Origin of the sequence: Salinisphaera sp. T5B8, from assembly GCF_040361255.1 — a bacterium.
Classification (GTDB): domain Bacteria; phylum Pseudomonadota; class Gammaproteobacteria; order Nevskiales; family Salinisphaeraceae; genus Salinisphaera.
This window is the reverse complement of record NZ_APNG01000007.1, coordinates 43,930-66,267: the sequence shown is the minus strand read 5'-3', so window position 1 is coordinate 66,267 and position 22,338 is coordinate 43,930. Positions and strand designations below refer to the sequence as shown.

Annotated in this window: 20 protein-coding genes; 6 read left to right on the top strand and 14 right to left on the bottom strand. The window is 64.8% G+C overall.

What is annotated here, in order from left to right; translation table 11 throughout:
• Nucleotides 1-10: 10 nt before the first annotated feature.
• The 12 genes from T5B8_RS08010 to pcnB all read right to left on the bottom strand — a co-directional run bounded on the left by T5B8_RS08010 (nt 11) and on the right by pcnB (nt 12,086).
• Nucleotides 11-1,120 carry an NAD(P)/FAD-dependent oxidoreductase gene (locus tag T5B8_RS08010; RefSeq protein WP_353177759.1) on the bottom strand — a complete coding sequence of 370 codons (1,110 nt, stop codon included), beginning with the start codon at nt 1,118-1,120 and terminating at the stop codon, nt 11-13.
• Nucleotides 1,117-1,941, bottom strand: a complete 825-nt coding sequence (locus tag T5B8_RS08005) for a TSUP family transporter (RefSeq protein ID WP_353177758.1) — start codon at nt 1,939-1,941, stop codon at nt 1,117-1,119. The genes T5B8_RS08010 and T5B8_RS08005 overlap by 4 nt, the downstream gene beginning before the upstream one ends.
• A 228-nt stretch (nt 1,942-2,169) precedes the next feature.
• Nucleotides 2,170-3,621 carry an N-acetylmuramoyl-L-alanine amidase gene (locus tag T5B8_RS08000; RefSeq protein WP_353177756.1) on the bottom strand — a complete coding sequence of 484 codons (1,452 nt, stop codon included), beginning with the start codon at nt 3,619-3,621 and terminating at the stop codon, nt 2,170-2,172.
• Between the two features lie 150 nt (nt 3,622-3,771).
• Nucleotides 3,772-4,236 carry a tRNA (adenosine(37)-N6)-threonylcarbamoyltransferase complex ATPase subunit type 1 TsaE gene (gene tsaE / locus T5B8_RS07995; protein ID WP_353177754.1) on the bottom strand — a complete coding sequence of 155 codons (465 nt, stop codon included), beginning with the start codon at nt 4,234-4,236 and terminating at the stop codon, nt 3,772-3,774.
• Entirely contained in the window at nt 4,233-5,738 is a 1,506-nt protein-coding gene (locus T5B8_RS07990; RefSeq protein ID WP_353177752.1) for an NAD(P)H-hydrate dehydratase, read from the bottom strand. The genes tsaE and T5B8_RS07990 overlap by 4 nt, the downstream gene beginning before the upstream one ends.
• A gap of 52 nt (nt 5,739-5,790) precedes the next feature.
• Nucleotides 5,791-7,419 (bottom strand): glucose-6-phosphate isomerase, encoded by a 1,629-nt coding sequence (pgi, locus tag T5B8_RS07985; RefSeq protein WP_353177751.1) that lies wholly within the window; start codon nt 7,417-7,419, stop codon nt 5,791-5,793.
• 36 nt (nt 7,420-7,455) lie between these two features.
• Nucleotides 7,456-7,836, bottom strand: a complete 381-nt coding sequence (gene panD, locus T5B8_RS07980) for an aspartate 1-decarboxylase (protein WP_353177749.1) — start codon at nt 7,834-7,836, stop codon at nt 7,456-7,458.
• 81 nt (nt 7,837-7,917) lie between these two features.
• On the bottom strand, nt 7,918-8,775 hold the full coding sequence (gene panC, locus T5B8_RS07975) for a pantoate--beta-alanine ligase (protein WP_353177747.1): 858 nt from the start codon (nt 8,773-8,775) through the stop codon (nt 7,918-7,920).
• A 17-nt stretch (nt 8,776-8,792) separates the two neighbouring features.
• Nucleotides 8,793-9,626 carry a 3-methyl-2-oxobutanoate hydroxymethyltransferase gene (gene panB, locus T5B8_RS07970; RefSeq protein ID WP_353177745.1) on the bottom strand — a complete coding sequence of 278 codons (834 nt, stop codon included), beginning with the start codon at nt 9,624-9,626 and terminating at the stop codon, nt 8,793-8,795.
• Nucleotides 9,627-9,677: 51 nt separating this feature from the next.
• Nucleotides 9,678-10,319 (bottom strand): deoxynucleoside kinase, encoded by a 642-nt coding sequence (locus T5B8_RS07965; RefSeq protein ID WP_353177744.1) that lies wholly within the window; start codon nt 10,317-10,319, stop codon nt 9,678-9,680.
• Nucleotides 10,316-10,840, bottom strand: a complete 525-nt coding sequence (gene folK, locus T5B8_RS07960) for a 2-amino-4-hydroxy-6-hydroxymethyldihydropteridine diphosphokinase (RefSeq protein WP_353177743.1) — start codon at nt 10,838-10,840, stop codon at nt 10,316-10,318. The genes T5B8_RS07965 and folK overlap by 4 nt, the downstream gene beginning before the upstream one ends.
• Nucleotides 10,827-12,086 (bottom strand): polynucleotide adenylyltransferase PcnB, encoded by a 1,260-nt coding sequence (gene pcnB / locus T5B8_RS07955; RefSeq protein ID WP_502950741.1) that lies wholly within the window; start codon nt 12,084-12,086, stop codon nt 10,827-10,829. The genes folK and pcnB overlap by 14 nt, the downstream gene beginning before the upstream one ends.
• Nucleotides 12,087-12,300: 214 nt before the next feature.
• On the opposite strand from pcnB, the gene T5B8_RS07950 reads away from it, so the two are divergent.
• Nucleotides 12,301-13,794: an amidase gene (locus T5B8_RS07950; protein ID WP_353177741.1), complete on the top strand. Its 1,494-nt coding sequence runs from the start codon at nt 12,301-12,303 to the stop codon at nt 13,792-13,794.
• A complete protein-coding gene (locus T5B8_RS07945) occupies nt 13,794-14,219 on the top strand; it encodes an RDD family protein (RefSeq protein WP_353177739.1) in 426 nt (141 codons plus the stop codon). The genes T5B8_RS07950 and T5B8_RS07945 overlap by 1 nt, the downstream gene beginning before the upstream one ends.
• Before the next feature lie 18 nt (nt 14,220-14,237).
• Here the strand turns inward: T5B8_RS07945 and lptG are convergent, their stop codons facing one another.
• Both lptG and lptF read right to left on the bottom strand, forming a co-directional pair.
• The gene (lptG, locus tag T5B8_RS07940) at nt 14,238-15,302 is read right to left on the bottom strand and encodes an LPS export ABC transporter permease LptG (protein ID WP_353177737.1); all 1,065 of its coding nucleotides are present in this window, start codon (nt 15,300-15,302) and stop codon (nt 14,238-14,240) included.
• Nucleotides 15,299-16,402 (bottom strand): LPS export ABC transporter permease LptF, encoded by a 1,104-nt coding sequence (gene lptF, locus T5B8_RS07935; protein WP_353177736.1) that lies wholly within the window; start codon nt 16,400-16,402, stop codon nt 15,299-15,301. Before lptF ends, lptG begins: the two co-directional genes overlap by 4 nt.
• A gap of 204 nt (nt 16,403-16,606) precedes the next feature.
• Here lptF and T5B8_RS07930 point away from each other — a divergent pair, with 204 nt between their 5' ends.
• The 4 genes from T5B8_RS07930 (at nt 16,607) to T5B8_RS07915 (ending at nt 22,177) form a co-directional block, all read left to right on the top strand.
• On the top strand, nt 16,607-18,118 hold the full coding sequence (locus T5B8_RS07930; RefSeq protein ID WP_353177735.1) for a leucyl aminopeptidase: 1,512 nt from the start codon (nt 16,607-16,609) through the stop codon (nt 18,116-18,118).
• 91 nt (nt 18,119-18,209) lie between these two features.
• Nucleotides 18,210-18,644 carry a DNA polymerase III subunit chi gene (locus T5B8_RS07925; RefSeq protein WP_353177733.1) on the top strand — a complete coding sequence of 145 codons (435 nt, stop codon included), beginning with the start codon at nt 18,210-18,212 and terminating at the stop codon, nt 18,642-18,644.
• A 56-nt stretch (nt 18,645-18,700) separates the two neighbouring features.
• Entirely contained in the window at nt 18,701-21,652 is a 2,952-nt protein-coding gene (locus T5B8_RS07920) for a valine--tRNA ligase (protein WP_353177731.1), read from the top strand.
• Between the two features lie 21 nt (nt 21,653-21,673).
• Complete coding sequence (locus T5B8_RS07915; RefSeq protein ID WP_353177729.1) at nt 21,674-22,177, top strand: FxsA family protein; 504 nt, start codon at nt 21,674-21,676, stop codon at nt 22,175-22,177.
• Nucleotides 22,178-22,338: the final 161 nt, after the last annotated feature.

Here is a 22,338-nt window from a genome sequence, read left to right as displayed (position 1 = left end):
ATTGGCAGCGTTATCGACTGACGGGCGCATATTGCGCAATCAACGCCAGCCATTTCGCGTGAGAACGCGCCTTGCGACGTGCCAGCGCACGGCCCTGCCACCACAACCGGCCACGCCACCCGGCTGCCTGTCCATCGCCCAGATCGACCACCGTAGCGCCAGCGTTTGCGCGCACACTCTGAAAAGGGCGCTGTCGTGCGCCTGCCTCGATATTGTGGGCGAGAACGCGTGCATGGCGTTCGCTATAACGGTGTTCGCCCTGCGCGCCGAGCACACTGGCACAGGCGCCTGCTGCATAGACGCGCGCATCCGATGGCGATTGCAGCCGCCGGGTGACATAGAGTCCGGCCTGCTGGGCGGGCAGGCGCGCCGCGTGTACGAACCGTGCGGCACTGGCATCGCCGGCGAGCACGGCATGATCCATGGCGAAACGCCGACCATCGTCACTCACGATCGCCCCGTCGACCTTCTGGATAATTGCCGTGTGCGCGATGATCTCCACGCCGCGCGCGGTCAACCGCCGCCGGATACGACGCTCAAGCGCCACCGGCGCGCCCGGCAATATCCGCGCATGCGGCACGAACCAGGCGATCTGGAATGCGCGCGCCTGCGGGTGTGCGCCCAACCCGGCCACCACCTCCAGCGCGCGTGCACCGGCGCCGACCACTGCGATACGCCGCAGTGCCCCGCCCCGGCTTTCCGACATCAATGTATCGGCGAACTGCAACAATGCACTGACATCCACCGCCGACCATAGCTGCGGCGGTTCGTGACTGCCGGTGGCCACCGACAAGCTGTTCTCCAGGCCGACATCCATCGAAAGCGTATCGAAGTTGAGCATGTCCCCGCTGGCAAGCCACAGCCGGCGATGACGCGTATCCATGCCGATTGCTCGATCGGCGCGGTAGTGCACACCGCGATCGGCACAGAAACGGCGTAACGGCAGCTTGAGCGCGGCCTGGCTGAATTGTCCTGCCAGCACGCCAGCGGCCGCGCCGCCATACCAGAAGCTGCCCGGGTCGACGAGGGTTATGTCGAAACCCGCCGCACGCAGGCGCTCTGCCCGCCCAAGCAGGGCAATATGACTGTGGCCAGCGCCGACGAGCACGAGCGGTTTCATAAGCTGGCGCGGATACTGCCCATTACCGCCACCCACAGCGCCAGCGCTGCAACCACGGTCAGAACACCCAGCACGCGATGGGTCGCCGCGAACGGCAGACGCTGCTGCACCCGGCGCGCGATGCCCATGCCGGCGACTGTACCCAGCACATACAGTCCGGCCGTATAGCCGGGCACGTCGGCGACGAACAGAAACTGCCAGCCGGCAGTCAGGGTCGCCACGACCGCTGTCACCAGGGCCAGCGTGCCGACTGCCAGATGCGGCTGGCCGGGCCAGCGCTGCTGGAGTACGCGCCAGCCGATCCAGGAACCGGGCGCCGACACCAACGCTGTCAAGACGCCGCAGCCCATACCCGCGAACAACAGGCCGACATTATCGCCCGGGCTACGCGCGATGTGCGTGCTGGCATCGGTAAGACTGCGCCGCGGCGCATGCAGCAGGGCCGCGGGCGGCAGCGCGACATGCGCGGCAAAGGCACGCACGGTCAGCAACAGCAAAGGCCCGAATATGATCGCGGCCACCACGAACAGCGTTGCCAGCACCGAGTCCGACAACGAATGCGCCAGCGCGCCCAGCGCCAGCGCCACGGGCAACGAACCGCCCATCAACCAGACACTTGCGAAAATATCGCATTGGCGCGCACGCACGGCATCACCGGCTGCGATCGCGGCACAGATACCCAGCGCAAACAGGGCGATCGGCAGCGCCATATGAAAAGTCACGCCCGCAAACAGTACAAGCAAGGGTACGGCCAGGAATGCGCCCGCGAACGCGGTCAGCCCGTAGGCGAGCCCGGCCGCGACCCCCAGGAGAAGAACCACTGCTGCCTCTCTTTGCCACGCCCGGCGCGGCGTTGATCCAGCGCGACCATTGCGCGCGGTATCCGCCCAGTCTAGGGCGTGTTGAGGTTTCATACGAGTCCGCCACCACGGCCCGGCCTACGCTAGACGACGTAGATCGTGCGCACACCCGCCGCAGGCGATTCTCTCGAATCCGGCGACTCAGACCACGCAATCAAAGCGCCCTATCAGGCGCGCCCATACAGCGCCTTAACGCAGCTCGGCGACCTGCTGGTTACCCGGCGCCGGGATCTGAAGCTCGGCACCCACGCGGATGGTATTGCCGTTGAGGCCATTGACACTGCGCAGGGACGCCACGCTCACACCGTAATCCTGGGCGATCTCCGAGAGCGTTTCACCCGATCGCACGGTATGCACCTGGTTCTTGGCGATGAAGGTCGCCGGCCGATAGCTGGCGAAATAGCCCTTGATACCGCGCAGCATGGCGCTTGCCAGCTGACGTTGATAGGCAGCGCTTTTGAGCTTGCGCTCTTCGTCGGGCGTGGAGATGAACGCGGTTTCGACCAGAAACGACGGGATATCCGGCGACTTGAGCACCATGAACCCGGCCTGTTGCACCTTGGCCTTGTGCAATGGCCCGAGCGCGTCCAATTCGCTGAGCACCCGTCCGCCGGCGTCCATGCTCGCCTCGATACTCGCACTTTGCGACAGATCGAGCATGAATGAGGCGAGGCTGTCGTCCTTGTCCTTCAGGCTGACGCCGCCGACCAGGTCCGAAGCGTTTTCGCGGCGCGCCAACCAACGCGCATGTTCACTGGTCGCGCCATGGTGTGACAGCGCATAGACCGATGCGCCGGTGGCACGCGCGCCCCGCGGCGCGGCATCGGCATGAATCGAGATGAACAGATCCGCCTTCGCCTTGCGCGCCCGGACCATACGTTCGCGCAGCCCGATGTAATAGTCGCCGTCGCGGGTCAGTACACCGCGCATGTTCGGCTGGTCGTCGACCATGGTCTTGAGGCGCCGCGCGATCTGCAGCACGACATCCTTTTCGTTGGTGCCGCCACGCCCGTGGGCGCCCGGGTCCTTACCGCCATGGCCCGCATCGATGACGATCACGATATCGCGCGACGGACGTTCCGGCGTTCTGGCCACGCGCGTCGGCGCGGCCTGGCGGCTGGGCGCCTCGGATACCTGGGCCAGCGCATTGGCATTGGCGGCGGCGGTGCCATGCCCCACGGCATCGTCGTCGCTGTGGCTGGCGCCGGCTGCGTCCGAGCCGGCATCGGCTGTGATAGTGGGTGCCGGACCACCGTTCTTGGGCTTGAGATCGACCACCAGTCGATAACCGTGGTCGGCATCCGGGTCCAGCATGAAACTCTTGGGTGTCACCTGCCCGCCGAGATCGAGTACCACGCGCAAATCGGTGCCGTGACGCACGCCGGTGCGCACCCGCTTGACCAGGCCGCTGCCGTCGATATCGCCGGTCACGCGGTTAAGCGCCTGCGCATTGGGCAGATCGACCACCAGCCGCAGCGGGTTGTCGATCATGAACAGATCCGGGTTGGTGGGACCGGCGAGGTCGAAAACCACGCGCGTCTTGTCCGACGACGCCCACAGACGGACATCCTGCAGCGTGGCCTGTTTCGCCACGGCCAGTGTCGTCAGGCTTATCAGAAGCCCGAAAACAAGCCATTGCATGCTCGCGCGCATAGTTTGCTGCCTAGAACATCGTGAGTAATATTCCCCGATTGCGAGACTAGCGCCGTGCTTTTCTGTGCGCAACTATTTTTTATCAATCAAAACAGCCAATAGGGGCCGTTACCTTCATATCCACTTGAAAGCACGTGCCTATCTCGCAAAATCGAGCGCGGCCCCTAGCTCCTCTCCTATCGGCGTGAGCGCGCAAAACTCCACCTGCCGCGCGGAACCGGCATATCCAAGCCGGATTTCCAGATCCAGCGGCGGCAGAAAACCGGCGCCACGCTCGGCCCATTCGATGAATACCCAGTCGCGACCGGTGTCTATTTCGCGAATGCCCAGAAACTCGAGTTCTTCCGGATCGCCCAGCCGGTAGAGGTCGAGATGGAAAAGCGTGCGCGCGCCCAGCGTATACGGCTCGACCAGCGTATAGCTGGGCGATACCACCCGCCCTTCATGGCCCAGCCCGCGCAGGATCGCGCGTGCAAGCGCTGTCTTGCCCGCGCCGAGTTCGCCGCGCAGGGATATCACGATACCGCGATCGAACACCCGCAGCGCCGCGGCCAGCCGGTGGCCCAGGGCATCGGTGGCGGCGGCATCGGCGAGGTGGATCACGCCTGCCCGGGATTGACGAACCCGCGAATGGCCGCGAACAGATCGGTAGGTAGCAGGCCGCGCTGGCCGGCCTCGGCCGCGGCCCGGTCGCCGGCGCGCGCATGCACATACACGCCGAGGCTGGCGGCATCGGCGAGCGTGAGGCCTTGGGCGGCAAACGCGGCAATCACACCGGTGAGCAGATCGCCCATACCGCCGACCGCCATACCCGGATTGCCATCGGTACACAGCCACAGTTCTTCGTGCGTGGCGATCAGGCTGCCGGCGCCCTTGAGCACCACCGCGCCGCCGTAGCGCCCGTGCATCGTCTGGACCGCTTTCACGCGGTCATCGAGCACATCGGCCGTGGGCCAGTCGAGCAGCCGACCTGCTTCGCCGGGATGCGGGGTGAGTATCCAGTTGTCGCGCTCGAACGGTTCGCGAGCGAGCCGGTTCAAGGCATCGGCATCGACCACGAGCGGCTTGTCGCTGGCGGCGACCTGCGTCCACAGATTCTCGGCCCAGCGGTCGCTGCCCAGCCCGGGGCCAATGGCGATGATGTCGCAGGCGTCGATCAGCGTGGCGATCGATTCGTCGTCGCCCACGCCAAGACACATCAACTCCGGGCGGGCCTGACTCATGGCCCCGGCATGATCGGGGTGACAGACCACACTCACCAGCCCTGCCCCTGATCGCAGCGCGGCTTCTGCGCTCATGCGTATGGAGCCGCCCATGCCGCGGTTGCCGCCCACACACAGCACATGGCCGTTGTCGCCCTTGTGCTGGTTGCGTGATCGTGGCCGCAGGGCCTTACGCAGACGCCGATGGGTCAGGCGCCGGGCGATATAGGGCTGATCGACATACAGCTCATCGGGTGCGTCAAGGGCGTTGAACGCGATATCGCCACAATGCGCCGGGCCTTCGCCGGTGAGCATGCCCAGCTTCAGGCCGATGAAGGTCGCCGTGGCATCGGCACGCACGGCATGCGACCACACATGGCCGGTACTGGCATCGATACCGGAGGCGATATCGATCGCGAACACGCCGATGCCGGCATCCCCGGCTTCGTTGATACGCTCGATCGCGGCCGCGAAATCGCCTTCGACATCCCGGTTCAGGCCGGTGCCGAGCAGCGCGTCGACCACTACGTCGGCCTCGATCGGCTGATTGGCAAACGCCTCGACGGTCCCACCATTATCTATGAAACGCGACAGCGCCCGGGCGGCGTCGCCACTGTACTTCTGCGTGTCTACAAGACTGATCACGCGCACGTCCCAGCCGCCGTCACGGGCGATATCGGCCACCAGCAACCCATCGCCACCGTTGTTGCCGGGCCCGCAGAACACACACAAGGTGCCCGGCATCGCCCAGATATGGGCGAGCTCCTGATAGGCCGCGCGCGCGGCGCGCTGCATCAGTTCGAAGCCCTCGACCTCGAATGTCTCGATAAAACGGCGGTCGAGCGCGCCGACCTGGTCTGCACCGTAGACGACTTCGGGCAGATATTCACTGGATTCGGTCATGGTTTCATTCTAGCGTTATCGGCGACCGGGCGACGATACGTGCGACAGGCTTCTAGTCCTCGTCCTGCCCCCAGGCCTGGCGTACACGGGCCATGAGCGCCGCAGTCGAACCGTCGTGGGCGACGGCTGCCACGCGGTCTTCGAGCTCGCCCTGCAGCTGGCCGGCCATGGTCTTGCCCAATTCCACGCCCCATTGATCGAAGCTGTTGATATCCCAGATCACGCCCTGCACGAACACCTTGTGCTCGTAGGCGGCTAGCAGCGCGCCCAGATGATGAGCATCCACGCGCGCCATGAGGATGGTCGAACTGGGGCGATTGCCGTCGAAGCGGCGGGCCGCGAGGCGCTGTTGCAGCGCTTCGCCTTCCAGACCCTCATCCGCCAGTTCCGCGGCCAGGGCCTGGCTATCGCGACCACACATCAAGGCTTCGGCCTGGGCCAGGCAATTGGCCACGCGCTGGCGCTCGCGCTCGTCGACGCCTGCCTGGGCGTCGGATAGCGGCAGCACGAAATCCACATCGGCGGCCAATACCCCCTGATGGAGCATCTGGAAGTAGGCATGCTGGGCATTGGTGCCCACGCTGCCCCAGATCGCCGGCACCGTATCCACCCCGGCGCTATGACCATCGCGGGTCACGCTCTTGCCGTTGCTTTCCATTTCCAGCTGCTGCAGATAGGCCGGCAGCTCGGCAAGCCGTTGTGCATAGGGCACTACCACATGGCTGGGCAGGCCCAGGAAATTGATATTCCATATGCCGACCAGCGCGAGCGCGGCCGGCAGGTTTTCGCCGAGCGGCGCCTGCTTGAAATGCGTATCCATCGCATGGGCGCCGGCCAGCAACGACTCGAAGACCTCGTTACCCAGGCCCAGCGCGATCGACAGGCCGACTGCAGACCACAACGAAAACCGTCCGCCAACCCAGTCCCAGAAACCGAACATGCGCTCAATGCCGAATGCCTGAACCGCCTCGGCGTTGGTCGATACGGCCACGAAATGACGGGCGATATCGGCCTCGCCAGCGCCCTGGTCGAGCAGCCACTGGCGCGCGACGCCGGCGTTGGCCAGGGTTTCGGCGGTGGTGAACGATTTCGACGTCACCACGAACAGCGTCTGTGCGGCGTCCAGATGCGCAAGCGTATCGTCGAGATCGGCCGGATCGACATTGGCCACGAAATGACAGCGCACGCGCGGGCCCTGGTCCGCCAGGGCTTCGTAAACCAGCCGCGGGCCGAGATCCGAGCCGCCGATGCCGATATTGACCACATCGCGAATCGGTGCGCCGGAATAGCCGGTCCACTGGCCGGAACGCACCGCATCGACGAAATCCGCCATATCGGCACGTACGCGATGCACGTCTTCGCACAGGGGCGCATCGGCCGGCTGGCGCAACGCAACATGCCAGGCTGCGCGTGCTTCGCTGGTGTTGATGGGCGCGCCGGCGAACAGGCCGTCGCGCATTTCGTAAAAACCGCGGCTTTCCGCCAGTTCTTCGAGCGCGGCGACCACGCGCGCATCGAGACGCTGCTTGGAGAAGTCGAGGGTCAGCCCGGCGGCTTCACGGGTAAAGCGCGCGGCGCGTTGGGCGTCGTTGTCGAACATCGTGTCCACGCGCGCGTGTTCGAGCCGCGCGGCCAGTTCACCCAGTTCGCGCCAGGCCGGCTTGTCGCGTAGATCACTCATGCCGATCGCCGACCGTGAGAACGGTACGGCGCCTGGCTAGGCCGCCTGCACCGGGATGGCGTTGCGCGTATGCGTGACCTGGTTGTGCTCGTCGAGATAGATCAGACGCGGCTTGTGCGCATGGGCTTCGCCTTCGGGCATACGTGCATAGGCACAAATGATCAGTCGATCACCGGGGCTTGCCTTGTGGGCCGCCGCGCCGTTGACCGAGATCACCCGCGAACCGGACTCCGCGCTGATGGCATAGGTCGAGAAACGCTCGCCGTTGGTGACGTTGTAAATCTCGATCTGTTCATACGGGAAAATGCCCGCCGCATCCAGCAGATCGGAATCAATCGCGCAGGAGCCTTCATAATCGAGCTCGGCGTGCGTGGTGCAGGCCCGATGAAGTTTTGCCTTGAGAAGCGTCACTTGCATGACAGTTTCCTGTAATCGTAAAAACGAAGGGAATAAGACTAGGGAATAGGACCAAAGCCTAACGAAAAACGCCGCGTTCGACTACTGGGCCACGTCCGCCGCGACCGTCTCGACGGCGATGTTGTCGATCAGCCGGGCACGACCAAGAAAGGCCGCGGCGAGCACACGGAATGCATTCATATCGGCACGCGGTGCAATGAGTTCAGGCGAGCGGATCTCGAAATAGTCGGCTTCCAGCCCGGCGTCAGCCAATAGCGCGCGTGCGCGCGCCTCGAGCGCGGCGAAATCGCGATCGCCGGCCAGCAGGCGCTGTTTGCAATCCTCGAGCGCCGCCGCCAATGCCGGCGCACGGGCCCGTTCGTCGGCCTCGAGATACTGATTACGCGACGACAGTGCCAAGCCATCGGCTTCGCGCACGGTGGGCACACCGACGATGTCGACGTTCATGCACAGATCCTCGACCAGGCGCCGAATGACCGCGAGCTGCTGAAAATCCTTCTCGCCGAAGAAAGCACGATGCGGGCAAACGAGATTGAGCAGTTTGGTCACCACCGTAGCCACGCCCTCGAAATGCCCCGGCCGTCGGCTGCCACAGAGCATATCGGTAATGCCCTGCACGCGCACCGTGGTCGCCGTGGTACCGCCGTGCGGATACATCTGATCCACACTCGGCGCGAACACGGCATCGGCGCCGGCGTCTTCGAGCGCGAGGATATCGGCTTCGAGCGTGCGCGGGTAGCTGTCGAGATCCTCGTTCGGGCCAAATTGCAGCGGGTTGACGAAGATACTCACCACCACGTGCTCGCAGGCCGCACGGGCGGCAGCCACCAGCGCCAGATGGCCGGCATGAAGGTTGCCCATGGTCGGCACCAGGCCGACTTTGCCGCCGGCCCGGCTGCGCCATTCACGAAGCGCATGCGCCGTGTGGAGTCGCTGCATCGCGGGACTGCCCGTGGTTAGGAAAATGCGTGCTCGGGGCCGGGATAGCGGCCGTTCTTGACCTCGGCCACATAGTCGGTGACCGCGGCATCGAGGGTATCGGCGCTATCCATGTAATTCTTCACGAAGCGCGGTTTGCGGCCCGGCGACAACCCAAGGATGTCGTAGATGACCAGAATCTGGCCGTCGGTATCCGGCCCGGCGCCGATGCCGATGACCGGCACGCTGGCGTTGGCGGTGATCTCGGCACCCAGCGCCGAGGGCACGCATTCCAGCAGAATCACGTCCGCGCCCGACTCTTCGAGCAGCTTGGCATCGCGGATCATGGTTTCGGCCGCATCACCGCGGCCCTGCACCTTGAAGCCGCCCATCTTGTGCACCAGCTGCGGCTGCAGGCCGATATGCGCACACACCGGCACGCCGCGCATCGACAGATGCTCGATGGTATCGGCCTGAATCTCGCCGCCTTCGAACTTGACCATCTGGGCCATGCCCTCGCCCATCAGCCGGCGCGAGGTTTCCAGCGCATCGTGCTTGGTGCCATAGGACAGAAACGGCAGATCGGTCATCAGAAAGGCGCGCGACAGCCCGGCCGCAGTGATCCGGCTGTGATAGACCATATCGTCAACGGTCACCGGCACGGTGGTGGAATTGCCCTGTACCACCATGCCCAGCGAGTCGCCCACCAGCACGACATCCACACCGGCGCGATCCTCGAGCGCGGCGAAGCTGGCGTCGTAGGCGGTCAGGCAGGCGATCTTCTCGCCCTCGGCCTTCATGCGCGCCAAATCGGAAACCGTGACGGGTTTGGCGTCACGCTGTTGCAGATGCGGATAAGGACTGGTCTTCATGGCGCGGGACTATACCAAAGACGGGTTGACATGCGTCGAGTCCCGCGCCGATCAGCCGCTGGACGCGGCCTGATCGAGCACCACATGGCGCTGATCGCCGGTCAGCGCATCCACCAGCGCGCGATAGTCGCCGTCGCTGGCCACCAGGTCGAGCGCGGCGGCATCGACACGAATCAGGCGGGTCGCCCCGTATTGGGCAAAAAAGTCGCGATAGGCCGCCACCACGCGATACAGATAATCTTCGGTGAGTCCGCGCTCGGCCGGGCGGTCGCGCTTGGCAATACGCCGGGTGAGCACCGCGACCGGCGCATCCAGATAGACCACGCAGTCCGGCGTGGGCGCGGCCCAGGCCAGGCGCGCATAAATCTCCTCGTAGAGCGCAAGTTCCGCGCCCGAGAGCGTCAGGCGCGCAAACAGCGGATCCTTGTCGAACATGAAATCGGCAATACAGCCACGCTCGAACAGATCAACCTGACGCAGCGTATCGATCTGGCGCGCCCGCTGGAGCAGAAACGACAGCTGGGCGGCCAGTGCGTTGGCCGCCGGATTGTCGTAGAAGGCCGCCAGGAAAGGATTGTCTTCCGGGGCCTCGCGCAGTTCGCGCGCGCCCAGCGTGGCGGCCAGACGGGCGGCAAGCGTGCTCTTGCCGACGCCGATCGGCCCTTCGATGGCGATATAGGCACCGGCCTTCATGCGCAGTCCCAGCGTTCGACACCCTGGCGATCGACGCCGGCCACCCGATCGACCACCCGCCCGTAGCCTTCAAGCACCAGCGCGGGCGCGATCTCGGCCAGCGGCACGAGCACGAAGCCACGCTCGAAAGCCCGCGGATGCGGCAGTTGCAGGGCGGGATCGTGACAGCGCATATCGTCGTAGGCCAGCAGATCCAGATCGAGCGTACGCGCGCCCCAGCGCACGTCACGCACACGGCCATGTTCGGCCTCGATGGCATGCATCCGATCGAGCAACGCGCGCGCGCTGACTGTCGTCGCAAGGGCCGCGCAGGCATTACAGAACATGGGCTGGCCGGGTGGCCCGCCCACCGGCAGCGTGCGATAGAACGACGACACCGCCAGAATGTGTACCTGCGGCGTACGGCCGAGCGTATCGAGCGCACGGGTCAGCTGATCGGCCGGCGATTGCAGATTGCTACCCAGCCCGATCCAGGCCACGCTCACACGTGGCGTATCGCGGCTCGTCTCAAGCGGTTTCACTACGACGGCGACGCCCGCCACGGCGGCGTTTGCGCGGCTTGCTCGGCGCCGCCCCACCGGAGCCCGGAGCCGGCGTGGACGGGTCGTTCTGAGCCAGCGTCCACCAATCGGCCAGTTCCTGTTCGACTTCGCCGACCGCCGCGCGCAGCAATAGAAAATCGTAGGCAGCACGAAAACGCGGATGCGCGATCAGCCGCGATGGCTGCTTGCCGCGCCGGCGGTGAAAACGCGGCTGCAGATGCCAGATTTCGCGCATGGGAATAGAAAAGCGCTTGGGAATCGATACCCGCTGAATCTGTTGGCCCACGACCTCGCTCTGGGCGCTGGCCAATGCCGGCGCAGGCGCCATGCCGTCGCGTTCGAGCATGGCCGCATGCTCGCGTACTGCCGGCCACAGCAGCGCCGCGAACAAAAAGGCGGGCGTAACCGACTTGCCGGCTTCGATACGCGCGGCAGTATTGGTAATCGCCTGCTCGATGAGGGCTTCGCTGGCCGCGCCCGAAGGCGAATCCAGCACCGCCGCGGTCTGAGCGAACATGGGCGCGAACAGCCCGTATTCGCGCAGCATGCGAAACACGCGCGCGCCGGCCGGGTTCATGAGCAGCTTGAGCACTTCGTCGAACATGCGTGCAGCCGGCACATCGGCCAGCAGACCCACCAGCTCGCGCGGCGGGCGCGCGGGTTCGTCGATGGTCAGGCCCAGTTTGGCGGCAATACGCACTGCCCGAATCATGCGCACCGGGTCTTCGCGATAGCGCACGGCCGGGTCGCCGATCAAGCGTAGCCGGCAGGCCGCGACATCGTCCATGCCGCCGACATAGTCGTGTACGCAATCGTCGGCGATATCGTAATAGAGACCGTTGATGGCGAAATCGCGCCGGCGGGCATCTTCGGCGATCGAACCGAATACGTTGTCGCGTAGCACCCGTCCGGCGTCGTCGAGCTCGCGGGTATCGGCATCGGGATCGGACGCGCCGGGATCGGCCCGAAACGTCGACACTTCGACGATTTCGCGGCCGAAGCGCACATGGGCGATACGAAAACGCCGGCCGATCAACCGTGCCTTGCGACCGAACACTTCCACTACCTGTTCGGGCTCGGCGTCGGTGGCCACGTCGAAGTCCTTGGGCGGTACGCCCAGCAGCAGGTCGCGTACGGCGCCCCCGACCAGACAGGCCCGAAAACCCGCCGCGTGCAAGCCTTCGAGCGTGTCGAGCGCCGCTCGACTGATCTGTTCACGCGCGATGCCGTGCTCGTGCGCTTCGATAACGCGTAACTCGTTGATGATATCGCCCCGTTAAAAGACTGGAATTGGTTTGGCCCAAGGGCCGGATGATGTGTCGTGCGCGCGAGACATCAATAGTGCTTGGCTGCCTAGTTTACAACGGTTGCGCGCCCGCCTGCTTTGCGGGCTGCTAAGCTCGGCGGCTGTTGCCGCTTGTCAATGGGCTCGAACCGCCATGAAATACAGCGAATATGTTCAACATGATGGCCTGGGCCTGGCCCGCCTGGTCGCCGAGCGCCAGGTCTCGCCGGCCGATCTGCTCGCGCTCGCCCGCGCACGCCTGGCCGAGATCAATCCCGCGCTAAACGCGGTGATCCATCGCATGGACACGATCGCCGACGAGCGCGCGCAGGCGCCGGTTGACGGGCCATTCGCGGGCGTACCGTTTCTGATCAAGGATCTGTTCCAGGACTATGCGGGCGTGGCCAGTGGCTACGGCAATGCCGCGCTCAAGCGCGCCGGTTTCAAACCCGCCGAACATGCCGAGATCACGCGGCGTTTCATCGCCAGCGGCGTGAATATCTTCGGCAAGACCAATACCCCCGAGTTCGGTGCCAAGGGCGTAACCGAACCCGAGGCATTCGGTATTACCCGCAACCCCTGGCATAGCGACCACACACCCGGCGGCTCGTCGGGCGGCTCGGCCGCAGCGGTGGCGGCCGGCGTGGTGCCCATGGCCGGGGCCAACGACGGCGGCGGCTCGATTCGTATCCCTGCAGCCTGTTGTGGCCTGTTCGGCCTCAAGCCCGGGCGGGCGCGCGTACCCGGTGGGCCCGAGCGCAGCGATTTGATGCACGGCGCAGCGGTCGATCATGTACTCACCCGCTCGGTACGCGACAGCGCGGCCATGCTCGATGCCATCGCCGGCTACGAAAAAGGCGCGATCGTGCGCCTGCATGAGCCGGAGGCCGGCTATCTGGCCGCGATCGAAACCCCGCCCGGGCCGCTTCGAATCGGTGTGCTCGATAGCTCGCCGCTGGATATACCACTGCATACAGAAGCACTGGCTGCGCTCGAAACCACCACCGAACTGCTGGAATCGCTCGGCCACACGGTCGAACGGGCCGCCCCCGCCATCGATGGCCTGCAACTCGGGCGCGATTTTCTATCCATGTGGTTCGTGCAGATGGCCCGCCAGATGGACGACGTGCGTGCGCGTACGGGCGCGGCGGCCAACGAATTCGAGCTGGACACCCGTGCCATGGCCCATGTTGGGCGTGCATTCTCGGCCACCGAGTATATGGATGCGTTCGAGCGCTGGCGCGGTTATCGCCATGCGCTGGCCGAATTTCATGCCGAATACGACCTGCTGCTTACCCCGACGCTCGCCAACCCGCCGGCGCGTATCGGTGAAGCAGCCACGCCCAAGTGGCAGCAGATCGCGCTCCGCCCGCTGCTGCGCCTGCCCAGCGCCCGCGCCTTGATTCGCTCGGGCATTGTCGAACAGATCGCGCGTGAGAACCTCAAGCATGTGCCGTTCACACAGCTGGCCAATCTCACCGGCGTGCCGGCCATGTCGGTGCCATTACACATGACGCCGCAGGGCCTGCCGCTGGGCAGCCAGTTCGTGGGTGAACCCGGCAGCGAAGCGCTGCTGCTGCGCCTGGCGGCCCAGCTGGAAACCGCCGCACCCTGGTTCGATCGCCTGCCGGCTGTCGGAGGGCGGTGATGGCGCTATCGGCCTATCCTGCCGGGCTGATCCGGCGTATCGCCGCTGGCGTTTACGATCTGTTCCTTCTGGTCGGCCTGTTGCTGCTGGCCGGGCTCGCCCTGCTGCCGTTCAATCACGGCCATGCCGTGGACGGAACCAACCCCTGGGTACGGCTGTATTTCCTGTTCGTGCCCTATCTGTTCTTCTCGTGGTTCTGGATGCACGGCGGCCAGACACTCGGCATGAAGGCCTGGCGCATGCAGCTGCGCAACCACGACGGCGGCCCGGTGGCCTGGCATCAGGCGATTCTGCGTTATATCGCCGCCTGGGTGTCGTGGCTTTCGATCGTGGGCATGCTCTGGTGTCTGGTCGATGCGCAGCGTCGCAGCCTGCAGGATATCGTCAGCCGCACCGAGCTCATCGTTCAGCCCAAGCCGGACTGAACGCCGCCGGCACAGGTTCTAATCCAGACGCCGCATCCACACGAACGTGCCGATCGCCAGCAACGCGGTCGGCAGGCTCGCGGCCAACCAGGGCGGCACGCCATAAACCGGGCCGGTCGCCGCCACGATCTCGTTGACCAGAAAGAACACCAGGCCGATCAGCCCGCCCACGAACAGGCGCTGGCCGGCGCTGGCGCTGCGTAGCGAGCCGAAGGCGAACGGCAGCGCGAACACCACCAGCACCCACACCGTGATCGGGTTGACGATATTGCGCCACAACGCCAGCCGATAGTCCTCGGCATTGATATCGTTGCGGTCGAGATAGTCGATATAGCGCCACAACCCGGGGCTGGATAGCTCGCTGGGCTCGGTCACCGCCAGCTTGAGCACGTCGGCATCGATATCAATGGGGATCGCCAGCGTCTTCGGCGTGCCGGTCTCGGTGGAATCTTCGTTGATCGTGGTGAATTTCGGCGTATCGAGCACGAGCTGGCCATCGCGCAAGGTCGCATGCGGCGCTGTGAGCGCCTGCTGCAGGCGGCCCTCACTGTCCATGCGAAACACGTCGATGCCGTCGATGCCGCCGCCGGGCAAGGTGCCGTCGATACGGACCACGATATTGTCCTGGCGCAGCCACAGGCCGTCTTCAATCGAGTCCGCAATGCGGCCATGGCGTGCCTGTTCGCGTAATGCATCGGCCGCGCGCACCCCGGCCGGTCCGCCGTATTCACCCACCGCCAGCGACAACAAGGCCAGCACGATCCCGGCGATCGATACCGACACCGCCAACCTGCGCATGGACATGCCCGAAGCGCGCACCACGATCAATTCACTGCCCGCCGCCAGCGCGCCCAGCGCAAGCAGCGCACCCAGCAGCGCCACCACTGGCATAACCAGATAGATATCGCTCGGCATCTTGAGCAGGGTATAGATCACGGCCTGCAAAATGCCGAAATTGCCGTCACCGATATTGTCGGCCTCGCCGATGAAAACCGACAGCGCAACCAGCGCGGCCACCACCAGCGCCACCACGGCGGTGGCCACGAGAATCGTGCGGCTGATATAGCGATCGATCAGCTTCATGGGTTTGTCTCCAGGCCCCGGCGCCGCGCGAACAGGCCGTTCTCACGCGCGATCATCACCAGCGCGGCCGCCAGAGCGAGCGCATGCACCCACCACAGGCCGAGCGCCGCCGGCAGCGTGGCGTCCTCGACAGCCACGGCCGCCAGATGCACCGCGTTGATATAGATGACATAAACCAGCACACCGGCAATCACGCGCCCGTAGCGGCCCGCGCGCGGCGGCACCCGGCCCAGCGGCAGCGCGATGAGGGTGAGAATGAGTATGGACAACGGTACCGACAGGCGCTGCTGCCACTCGGCCACGGCTTTGGGGTCGTCGCTTTGCATGAGCGCTATCGTGGCGCGTGTATCGACATCGTCGCTTTGCTTGCCGGTGGGCGGGGCCAGCTGCACGCCGTGTTCGGAGAACTGGATTACCCGATAGTCGGCCGCGCCGGGGTTGCCTTCATAGCGCCAGCCGTCGTCGAGAATCAGTGTGACCGCGCCGGTATCATCGTCGATTTGCTGGCGTGCGCGATCGGCGGTGACAATGGTCTGACTCGGCGGGCCCTGCTCGGACTTGCGTAGTACGCGAATGAACACGTCGCGCAGATTGTCATCGCCATCGCGTTTTTCGGCGTAGAACACGGCATCGCCATCGAGAAAAGTCCGAAAGCGGCCGGGCTCCAGGGTCTGAAGCACCGTGGTCGCGCCTTCGGCCCCAACGCGCGCCAGGGCGCGTTCGGCATGGGGCGCGGCAACAATGGACATTACACCGGCAAACACCGCCACCAACGCCGCGCCGACCAAAAATGGTGCATACAGCACGCGCAGCCCGGCACCACCGGCGAACAATGCCGCCATTTCGTTATCGCGGCACAAGCGCCCGAGCGTTAGCAGCACGCCGAGCAGTACCGAGACCGGCAGAACGATTTCGAGATTTTCGACCAGCTTGAACAGCGCCAGTTCAAGAACCGTGTTCACCGGTAGCTCGCCTGCCGCGGCGTCGGCGATGAAGCGCGCGAAGCCCAGGCCGAGGGTAAGAAATACCAATACGCCGGCAACGACCAGCCAGGTGCGGCTGACCTCGGCGAACAAATAACGAAATATTATACCGGGCATCACAGGCACGAACGGTTTGGCTGACGCAATAGTTTAGTATTAGCGGTAGTCGTCCCGGCGGGGGTGATTTTTTCGCCGCTTTCTGTAAACTGCGCGGCCACCCGATTACCGAGCGCCAAAGCGTATGCCGTACACAACCATTGAACGTGCATGAACCGCAGACGCTTTGCGCAGTCTGAACTTACAGCCTTGCAGGAGTAGTCCATGGAATATCTCGTCAAAAGTGGCAGCCCGGAAAAACAGCGTGTTGGCTGCGTGGTGGTCGGTATCTTCGATCGCCGCAAGCCTTCAACGCAAGCCGAGGCGCTCGACGAGGCCAGCGGCGGCTTGATCGCATCCGTCATGCGCCGCGGCGACATGGACGGCAAACTCGGCCAGACCACGCTTTTGCATGGTCTCGACGATCTGTTCTGCGATCGTATCCTGCTGGTGGGATGCGGCAAGGAACGCGACTTCAACGTGCGTTCCTATCGCAAGGCCTGTCAGGCCGCCGCCAAGGAACTGGATGCGATGGGCGGCGTCGATGCCGCCATCTATCTGACCGAGCTCAACGTGCGCGGTCGTGACGATTTCGCCTGGCAGGTCAAGCAGGCGCTGCTGACCTTCGAGGACGGCTTCTATCGTTTCGAAGCCTGTCGTGGGCCCGGCTACGAAAAACACAGCCGCAAGCTCTCGCGTATCGTGTTCCAGGTGCCGCGGCGCTCGGATCTGCCGGCGGCCGAACGCGGCGTGGACGAAGGCGTGGCCACGGCCAATGGCGTGAAGTTCGCCAAGGATCTCGGCAACATGCCGGGCAACATCTGCACGCCGAGCTATCTCGCCGAACAGGCGGTCGCCCTGGCCGATGCGCAGAAGAGCATCAAGACCAACGTGCTCGAAGAAGCCGACATGGAATCGCTGGGCATGGGCGCGCTGCTGGGCGTATCCCGCGGCTCCCGCCAGCCTGCCAAGCTGATCGTCATGGAATACATGGCCGGGCCGAAGAACGCCAAGCCGATCGTGCTCGTGGGCAAGGGCGTGACGTTTGATGCCGGCGGCATCAGCATCAAGCCGGGTGCCGGCATGGACGAAATGAAATACGACATGGGCGGCGCGGCCAGCGTATTCGGCGCGGTTCAGGCGGCTGCCGAACTGGGCCTGCCGATCAACGTCGTGGGCGTAATCCCGGCGACCGAAAACCTGCCCGATGGCAACGCTTACAAGCCCGGTGACATCCTCACCAGCATGTCCGGCCAGACCATCGAAGTGCTCAACACCGACGCCGAAGGCCGCCTGGCGCTGGCCGATGCGCTGACCTATGTCGAGCGCAACTACCAGCCCGATGCCGTGGTCGACATGGCCACGCTCACCGGCGCCTGCGTGGTCGCCCTGGGTTCGCATGCCGCCGGCCTGTGGTCCAACAACAGCCCGTTGCGCCGCAGCCTGCGTGATGCCGGCGACCTGGTCGGCGATCGCGCCTGGCCGATGCCGCTCTGGGAAGACTATCAGTCGCAGCTGGACTCCAACTTTGCCGACATGGCGAATGTGGGCGGCAAGGAAGCCGGCTCCATCACGGCGGCGAGTTTCCTGCATCGCTTCGCGCGCAAGCTGCGCTGGGCGCATCTGGATATCGCGGGCGTGGCCTGGAAATCCGGCAAGGAGAAAGGCGCGACCGGCCGCCCGGTGGGCCTGCTGGTTCAGTATCTGATCGAGCGCGCGAATGCGGGCAGCGCCTGATCGGCGCCCGGCGAGCGGCCGGCTGTTTTCCGAGCACGAAAACAGCCGGCGCTGAGCGCGCCGGCTCTACCAGCGACGCCGGGGTTTGTTCGTGACCGAAGTCTTCTTCTATATTCTGGAAGACGAAGCCGATGACGCGAGTGCGCGTTTTGCCTGTCGCCTGACCGAGAAGGCCCACGAAAACGGCCACCGCGTGTATCTGCATGTGGCCGACGACGAGGCGGCCCAGGCGCTCGACGCCCTGCTCTGGGTGTTTCGTCAGGGCAGTTTCGTTCCGCATGCCACGACGGCCACGCTTGAAAGCGACGACGAACTCACCCCCGTGGTCATCGGCAGCGGTGAACCGCCGCCAGGTTTCGATGACATGCTGGTCAATCTCGGCGGCGATGTCGGCGGTTTCTTTTCGCGTTTTGCCCGCCACAACGAAATCGTCGCCCCCGCGGATGTCGATCACGCGCGCGCGCGGTATCGTTTCTACAAGGATCGCGGCTACGCCCTGACCACGCACAAGATCGCCGCGGGCTAGCGCTTTTTTTCAACCAACGAACGACAGGCCCGGATAGCGGGCTAAAGGCTTTTGGGATGGCAGAGCTGGACAAGACCTTCGACCCCCATACCATTGAGGCGCGCTGGTACCCCGTCTGGGAAGAGCGCGGTTATTTCGCGCCCGATTACAACGCGCCGGGCGAGCCCTACTGCATCATGCTGCCGCCGCCGAACGTCACCGGCAGCCTGCATATGGGCCATGCCTTCCAGCACACGCTCATGGATGCGCTCACCCGCTATCACCGCATGCTCGGCGACCCGACGCTCTGGCAGCCAGGCACCGACCATGCCGGCATCGCCACCCAGATGCTCGTCGAGCGCAAGGTGGAAGCCCAGGGCGAGTCGCGCCATGAGCTGGGCCGCGAAGCGTTTACCGATCGCATCTGGGACTGGAAGGCCGAATCTGGCGGTCATATCACCCGCCAGATGCGCCGCCTGGGCACCTCGGTGGACTGGTCGCGCGAACGCTTCACCATGGACGAGGGCCTGTCCGAGGCGGTGCGCGATACCTTCGTCGCGCTCTACGACAAGGGCCTGATCTATCGCGGCCAGCGGCTGGTGAACTGGGACCCGGTGCTGGATACCGCCGTCTCCGATCTGGAAGTGGAGAACGCCGAAGTCGCCGGCCATATGTGGCACTTCAAGTATCCGCTGGAAAACGGTGCCACCTACGAATATGTAGAAACCGACGAAGACGGCAACGAAACCTTTCGCGAAACCCGCGATTACATTTCGATTGCCACCACCCGCCCGGAAACCATGCTCGGCGACGGCGCGATCGCCGTACACCCGGACGATTCACGCTATGCCCCGATCGTAGGCTTGCGCTGTGAAATCCCGGTCGGCCCGAAGGCCCAGCGGCGCCTGATTCCGATCATCACCGACGAATACCCGGACCCGGATTTCGGCTCCGGCGCGGTCAAGATTACCGGCGCACACGACTTCAACGACTATGAAGTCGCCAAGCGCAACGCCATTCCCATGTATCGGTTGATGGACACCAAGGCCGCGCTGCGCCTCGACGGCGAAGCCTACGAACAGGCAGCCGCGCGCGCGGCCGAGATCGTGGCCAGCGGCACCACACCGAACGCGGTCGACGTGGATGCGATCAACCTCGTGCCCGACGAATATCGCGGGCTGGATCGCTACGAAGCCCGCCGGCGGATCGTCGAGGCCATCGACCGCGAAGGCCTGATGATCACGGTCGAAGACAAGCCGATCATGCAGCCCTACGGCGATCGCTCCGGCGACGTGATCGAGCCGATGCTGACCAACCAGTGGTTCGTGGACGCCAAGACGCTGGCCAAGCCGGCGATCGAGGCCGTCGAAACCGGGCGTATCAAGTTCGTGCCCGGCAACTGGGACAAGACCTATTACGAATGGATGCGCAACATCCAGGACTGGTGCATCTCGCGCCAGCTCTGGTGGGGCCATCGTATTCCCGCCTGGTATGACGCCGACGGCACGATCTATGTCGGCAAGTCCGAGGCCGACGTTCGGGAAAAACACGCACTGGGCGCCGAGGTCACGCTCACCCAGGACGAAGACGTGCTCGATACCTGGTTCTCCGCGGGGCTGTGGCCGTTTTCCACGCTGGGCTGGCCCGAGCAGACCCAGGCACTGGAGACGTTCTACCCCACCTCCGTGCTGGTCACCGGCTTCGACATCATCTTCTTCTGGGTCGCCCGTATGATCATGATGGGCCTGGAATTCATGGATGACGTGCCGTTTCGCGAGGTCTATGTGCACGGGCTGGTGCGCGACTCGGACGGCGCCAAGATGTCCAAGTCCAAGGGCAACGTGCTCGACCCGATCGATCTGATCGACGGCATCGATCTGGAATCGCTGGTGGCCAAGCGCACCGCGAACATGATGCAGCCGCAAAAAGCCAAGGCCATCGAAAAAGCCACCCGCAAGGCCTTCCCGGACGGCATCGCCGCCCACGGTACCGACGCGTTGCGCTTTACCTTTGCCGCCCTGGCCTCTCCCGGTCGCGATATCCGTTTCGACCTGGGGCGCGTCGAGGGCTATCGCAACTTCTGCAACAAGCTGTGGAACGCCGCGCGTTTCACCCTCATGCAGATTCCCCAAGGCTATACGCCCGCGGACGACAATGCGGTGGAACTCTCCCAGGCCGATCGCTGGATCGTATCGCGCCTGCAGCGCGTGGAGCGCGAGGTCACTACGCAGTTCGATAACTATCGTTTCGATCTCGCCGCCAAGGCGATCCACGATTTCATCTGGCACTACTTCTGCGACTGGTATCTGGAGCTGATCAAGCCGGTGCTGTCGGGCGAATCCAGCGAGGCAGCCAAGGCCGGCACCCGCCGCACCCTGCTGCGTACGCTGGAAGCCACCCTGCGGCTGGCGCATCCGCTCATGCCCTTCATCACCGAGGAGATCTGGCAGCGCGTGGCCCCGCTGGCACGCGGCGAAGCGCTCGCCAGCGACGGCGAGAGTATTTCCGTGCAGCCGTTCCCGCGCGCCGATGACACGCGTATCGACACCGAAGCGGAAGCCGAAATCGACTGGCTGCGCGATGTGATCGCCGGCCTGCGTACGATTCGCGGCGAAATGGATATCGCCCCCAGCCAGCCCATGCCGGTGATGGTCGCCAATGTCAGCGACAGCGATCGCCAGCGTCTGTCCGACCATCGCGCGGCGATCGATTTTCTCGCCCGCGTCGAATCCATCGATGAAATCACGGTCGAAGACGCGCCCGATTCCGCCACCGCCCTGGTTGGCGAAATGCAACTTCGGGTGCCGCTGGCCGGTCTGATCGACAAGGAAGCCGAACTGGCCCGGCTGGACAAACGCCTCGCCAAGCTGGAAAAAGACCTCAACGGCATTCGCAACCGCCTGGCCAGCGAGTCGTTCGTGGCCAAGGCGCCGGCCGATGTCGTGGCCAAGGCCCGCGAACAACAGGCCAGCGTCGAACGCGAGGCCAGCGAGCTCGCCGAACAACGCGCGCGCATCGCGGCCTTGTAGCGCGTCCACCGGAGATATGCCATGGCTTTGCGACTTCTGATCCTGTTCATCGCCCTGCCGATCATCGAGCTGTTTCTGCTCATCAAGATCGGCGGTGTGATCGGCTTTTTTCCGACCATCGCGCTGGTCATTCTGACCGCCGTGATCGGCAGCCAGCTGGTCCGGCGCCAGGGCCTGACCGTGCTCGCCCGTATTCGCGAATCGCAGGCGCGCGGCGAAACCCCGGCCCTGCCCATGCTCGATGGCGCCGCCCTGCTGCTGGCGGGCTTCATGCTGCTCACCCCCGGATTCATCTCCGATGCGCTGGGTTTCGTGCTGCTCGTGCCGGGTCTGCGGCAACAGATCGCACGCCGGCTGCTCTCGCGCGTGGTCGTGATGACGCCCGCCGGCGCAGCAAACGAGCGCTATGCCGGTCGCGGCCCCGGCACCTCGTCGACCCGGCGTGACCCGCACTCGGTGATCGAGGGCGACTACGAGCGCAAGAACGCCGATAGCCGCAACGACGAAAACGACCGGCGCGACTGAGCCTGCGCTGCGAAACCCGCAGGCCCACGAGTCGTGGCAGTCGGTTGTGCGCTGGCCTCTGGTGCGGCCAGGCTTGGTTCTCGCGCGACAAGACTATCCCCAGATCGACGCAGATTCGCGCAGATGCGGCGGTACTTTCTCGGCGTAGCGGCTTCGGGGCG

Coding starts and splice junctions, on each gene's coding strand:
- T5B8_RS08010 (WP_353177759.1), bottom strand. CDS start 1,120: ATGAAACCGCTCGTGCTCGTCGGCGCTGGCCACAGTCATATTGCCCTG.
- T5B8_RS08000 (WP_353177756.1), bottom strand. CDS start 3,621: ATGCAATGGCTTGTTTTCGGGCTTCTGATAAGCCTGACGACACTGGCC.
- T5B8_RS07990 (WP_353177752.1), bottom strand. CDS start 5,738: ATGACCGAATCCAGTGAATATCTGCCCGAAGTCGTCTACGGTGCAGAC.
- pgi (WP_353177751.1), bottom strand. CDS start 7,419: ATGAGTGATCTACGCGACAAGCCGGCCTGGCGCGAACTGGGTGAACTG.
- panD (WP_353177749.1), bottom strand. CDS start 7,836: ATGCAAGTGACGCTTCTCAAGGCAAAACTTCATCGGGCCTGCACCACG.
- panC (WP_353177747.1), bottom strand. CDS start 8,775: ATGCAGCGACTCCACACGGCGCATGCGCTTCGTGAATGGCGCAGCCGG.
- panB (WP_353177745.1), bottom strand. CDS start 9,626: ATGAAGACCAGTCCTTATCCGCATCTGCAACAGCGTGACGCCAAACCC.
- T5B8_RS07965 (WP_353177744.1), bottom strand. CDS start 10,319: ATGAAGGCCGGTGCCTATATCGCCATCGAAGGGCCGATCGGCGTCGGC.
- T5B8_RS07950 (WP_353177741.1), top strand. CDS start 12,301: ATGAAATACAGCGAATATGTTCAACATGATGGCCTGGGCCTGGCCCGC.
- T5B8_RS07945 (WP_353177739.1), top strand. CDS start 13,794: ATGGCGCTATCGGCCTATCCTGCCGGGCTGATCCGGCGTATCGCCGCT.
- lptG (WP_353177737.1), bottom strand. CDS start 15,302: ATGAAGCTGATCGATCGCTATATCAGCCGCACGATTCTCGTGGCCACC.
- lptF (WP_353177736.1), bottom strand. CDS start 16,402: ATGCCCGGTATAATATTTCGTTATTTGTTCGCCGAGGTCAGCCGCACC.
- T5B8_RS07930 (WP_353177735.1), top strand. CDS start 16,607: ATGGAATATCTCGTCAAAAGTGGCAGCCCGGAAAAACAGCGTGTTGGC.
- T5B8_RS07920 (WP_353177731.1), top strand. CDS start 18,701: ATGGCAGAGCTGGACAAGACCTTCGACCCCCATACCATTGAGGCGCGC.
- T5B8_RS07915 (WP_353177729.1), top strand. CDS start 21,674: ATGGCTTTGCGACTTCTGATCCTGTTCATCGCCCTGCCGATCATCGAG.